This is a genomic window from Dyella sp., assembly GCF_036568765.1.
Classification (GTDB): Bacteria; Pseudomonadota; Gammaproteobacteria; order Xanthomonadales; family Rhodanobacteraceae; genus GSA-30.
The window spans coordinates 1-4,323 of sequence record NZ_DATCRY010000071.1 but is presented as its reverse complement, the minus strand read 5'-3'; the positions used below and the strand labels follow the sequence as shown (position 1 = coordinate 4,323).

At 63.5% G+C, this 4,323-nt stretch carries 3 protein-coding genes; all 3 read right to left on the bottom strand.

Translation table 11 applies throughout. The features are described from left to right. A partial coding sequence (purL, locus tag VIM98_RS05600; RefSeq protein WP_331992112.1) for a phosphoribosylformylglycinamidine synthase occupies positions 1-2,119 on the bottom strand: 2,119 nt, incomplete at its 3' end. Positions 2,120-2,298: 179 nt separating this feature from the next. After that, the gene (locus VIM98_RS05595) at positions 2,299-3,042 is read right to left on the bottom strand and encodes a DsbC family protein (RefSeq protein ID WP_331992111.1); all 744 of its coding nucleotides are present in this window, start codon (positions 3,040-3,042) and stop codon (positions 2,299-2,301) included. Between the two features lie 147 nt (positions 3,043-3,189). Next, positions 3,190-4,098, bottom strand: a complete 909-nt coding sequence (gene xerD / locus VIM98_RS05590; protein ID WP_414650193.1) for a site-specific tyrosine recombinase XerD — start codon at positions 4,096-4,098, stop codon at positions 3,190-3,192. Positions 4,099-4,323 lie beyond the last annotated feature (225 nt).

The window sequence follows — 4,323 nt, the reverse complement described above, 5'->3', positions numbered from 1 at the left end:
GGCGCGCGGCGTCCGCGCTGCTCAGCAGGGCTACCGGCGCGCGCTCGGCCATGGCCATGGCTTCGCCCGCGTAGCCGTCGAAATCGGCCACGGTGACGGCGCAATCGGCGACCGGCACCTGCCAGGGGCCGACCAGCGGGTCGCGCGAGCACAGGCCACCAACGGTACGGTCACCGATGGTGATCAGGAAGTTCTTGCTGCCGACAGTCGGCAGTTTCAGCACGCGGATCAGCGCTTCGTCCATGCTGATGCCGGAGAGGTCGGGGATCAGGTCCACACGGGGCTTGATGCGTTTGGCATCGCGATGCATGCGCGGCGGCTTGCCGAACAGCACATCCATGGGCAGATCGATGACCGTCAGGTCGCGGCGCGGATCGCTCACCACCAGCACGCGCTCGGCAGTGGCTTCGCCCACGACGGCGTAGGGGCAACGTTCGCGTGCGCAATAGGCCTCGAACTCGGCAAGGTCCTTGGCGTCGATGCCGAGCACGTAACGTTCTTGCGATTCGTTGCTCCAGACCTGCATCGGCGACAGCTGCGGGTCGTCGCAAGGAATCCTGGAAAGATCGATGCGGCCGCCGACATTCGAATCGTTGAGCAGTTCGGGAATCGCGTTGGAGAGGCCGCCAGCGCCGACGTCATGGACGCTGACGATGGGATTGGCATCGCCCCGCGCCCAGCATGCGTCGATCACTTGCTGGCAGCGACGCTCCATTTCGGCGTTGTCGCGCTGTACCGAGGCAAAATCGAGCTCCGCACTGGAAGCGCCCGATGCCACCGACGAGGCAGCGCCGCCCCCCAGACCGATCAGCATCGCAGGACCGCCCAGCACGATGACCTTATGACCCGGTTGCAGATCGTGCTTGCGCACATGCCCGCTGCGGATATTCGCCAGACCGCCGGCGATCATGATCGGCTTGTCGTAACCGCGACGCACGCCGGCTTCGCCGGTTTCGTGTTCATAGGTACGGAAATAACCGCCGAGGCAGGGACGACCGAATTCGTTATTGAAGGCGGCAGCGCCAAGCGGGCCATCGCGCATGATCTCGAACGCGCTGGCCATGCGTGGCGGCAGCGGGCGGTCCACTTCCCAAGGCATCGGATGACCGGGAATGCGCAGATCCGACACGGAAAAACCTGTCAGACCGGCCTTGGGCTTCGCACCGCGGCCGGTGGCGCCTTCGTCGCGAATCTCACCGCCCGCGCCGGTAGCGGCGCCGGGCCAGGGCGCGATGGCCGTCGGATGATTATGCGTTTCGACCTTGATGGCGTAATCGATGCGTTCGGGATGCGCACGCCACACGCCATCGGTTTCGGCAAAAAAGCGCCTGCCCTCGCTGCCTTCGATCACCGCGGCGTTGTCCTTATAGGCGGACAACGTATGCGCAGGCGAATGCCGATGCGTGTGCTTGATCATGCCGAACAGGCTTTGCTCCTGCGGCTGGCCATCCAGCGTCCAGCTGGCATTGAATACTTTGTGGCGACAGTGTTCGGAATTGGCCTGCGCGAACATAAACAGTTCGGCGTCGCTCGGATCGCGCCCCAGTTCGGCATAGCGTTCGGCGAGGTAATCGATCTCGTCGTCGGCCAGAGCCAGGCCCAGTTCGCGGTTGGCCTGCGCCAGCGCGGCGCGGGCATCGCTGCCCAACGCGACGTGTTGCAGATCGCCAGGCTGACCGACGAGGAACAGGCCCCGCGCATCCTCAAGGCGAGTCAGCACCGATTGCGTCATCGCATCGTGCAGCACATCCAGGATGGCGCGATAAGCCGGCGAATCGGTCGCAGGCAGCGCGGTCAACTGCCACGCCAGACCTCGCTCGACACGTCGCACGTCGAAGCCGGCGCCATGAGCAATATCGGTGGCCTTGCTCGACCAGGGCGAAATCGTCCCCAGGCGCGGCACCGCCCATAACGAGGCGACTTCCGGGGCTGCATCCTTCGCTTCGAGCACTTCGAGCAAGCGCTTGCGTTGCTCCCCTTGCGGCACAGTGTCCGCATCGATGAAGTACACATGCCAGGCAGCTTGCACCCTTGCACCGCGATGCAAGGCATCCAGCCGGGCGTTCAGTCGTTCAAGGCGAAAAGGCGATAGGGCATTCTGCCCGTCCAGTACGATCATTGCGGGGAATGGCGCTTGCGCGCGAGGCAGCGAAAACGCCCATTCTACCCTATGCTGCACGACAGCATGGGGCACCCCCTACAAGCCTTTCATTTCATTGGGATTAAACCTACGAAAAAGTGATGGCCGGGCTGCCAGACGCCCGGCCATTCTTATTTAACGTAGAAAAATCAGTAACTTCAGCTGCCCTTGCCCTTATCCAGCAGCTTGATCAATTGCTCCGGCGTCACGTAGCCACCGACCACGCGGCCATCGTCGGCCACGATCGTCGGGGTGCCAGTCACGCCGAGCTTCACGCCAAGATCGAACTCGTCCTTGACCGGATTGGTACAAGTAGCCGCCTTGGGTGTCTTGCCCTGCTTGGCCTGAGTGAAAGCCATCTTCGGATCGGCGGCGCACCATACCGACACCATCTCGGTATAGGTCTGCGTCGGCTGGCCGGACGTGCTGGTCACGCCTTCGCGCGGCCAGGCGACATATTCGACGGCGACGCCGGCCTTGTTGAAATCTGCGATGTGCTCGTGCAGCGCGCGGCAATAACCGCAGTTGACGTCGGTAAAGACGGTGACGTGATATTTCGGATTGGCCGGCGCAAACACGATGCGCTGCGATTCGGGCACTTTGGCCAGTTGTACCTTGCGGAAATCGGCCCAGGCTTTCTCGCTGATATTCTTCTTGCTGGTCAGGTCGAGCAGGTCGCCGTTCAACAGGTATTTGCCGTCCGCACTGACATAGACCATTTGACCGGAAGCGATGACCTGATAGAAACCAGGCAGCGGCGACTGCTCGATCTTGTCGACCTGCACGCCAGGTGCGAGGCCCAGCACCGCTTTGCGCACTACGGCCTCAGCCGCGTCGTCGGCCGCCAGCGCGGAGCACGCCATGCCGGCCAGGGAAAGGGTCAGGATCAACTTCTTGAACATGGTTAGCCTCGTTTGCATCCATTCACCGCCGGGGCGCGGTAGATGCGGAATTTTCGCATTTTAGGCCCAAGTGGACCGCACAGGTGTGACAATTTCGCGAGTTCGACGTTCCATGCTGCGACGTTTTGTAACCGTTCGGTCGTCCGGTCAGCCGCGTGGATGATGTTGGGCATGCAGGCGCTTGAGGCCTTCTTTGGCCACCAGCGTATAAATTTGCGTCGTGCTGAGCGCGCTATGCCCCAACAGCATCTGCAAGGCGCGCAGGTCGGCGCCATGATTAAGCAGATGGGTGGCGAACGAATGCCGCAGCACGTGCGGTGAAATGCGCTTGGAGGCAATGCCCACGCCCGACGCGTAACGCTTGACCAAAGTCCAGAACATCTGCCGCGTCATGCCTTCGCCGCGCTTGCTCAAGAACAGCGCCGCTGGCTGACGACCACGCGCGAGCGCCGGCCGAGCGTCGGCCAGATACTGTTCGATGCGCTCCAAAGCCACTTCGCCCACCGGCACCAGCCGATCCTTGCCGCCCTTGCCGGTGACCCGCAGCACGCCCTGACGCCGGTTGAGTCCGGCCAGCGGAAGCTCGACCAGTTCCGATACGCGCAGGCCCGAGGCATACATCAGCTCGAGCATGGCGCGATCGCGCAAGCCCAGCGTCGTCGTGGGATCGGGCGCTTGCAGCAGCCCCTCGATCTCCCGCTCCGCCAGGGCCTTGGGCAGACTGCGCGGCATGCGCGGGCGCTCGATCAACAGCGTCGGGTCTTCGAAACCGCTCTCGTTACGCGCCAACCAGCCGTAATAACGCCGAAACGCGGACTGACGCCGAGCCATCGAACGCACCGCAACCGGCTGCGCACCGTGATAGGCCGACAGATCCTCGCGCCGCGCGTCGCGCAAGCTGCGCTGGCGGTCCGCCAACCACAGCGCGAGGCCTTCCAGATCGCGGCGATAGGCTTCGAGCGTGCGATCGGCCAGGCCATCCTCGGACCAGACGCGCTCGATGAAGGTGGCGATGCTCCGGCGATCGGCATCGGCGATACTTGGGGTTTGTTCCATGCGCCACATGCTGGACAGACGGCGCTCGAGACGCAAGAACCCATCGATGACCAACGACATCACCGACACGCTTCCCTGCCCGCTGTGGCGCCGCCTGCTGGCCCTGCTCTACGACGTCATGGCGGTGATCGCCGTGGCCGCGGTGACGGGGCTGATCTGCCAGATCGCCACACGCGGTCAATTGTTCGACCCGTACGGCCACGCGTTGACCTGGTGGTTCCAGCC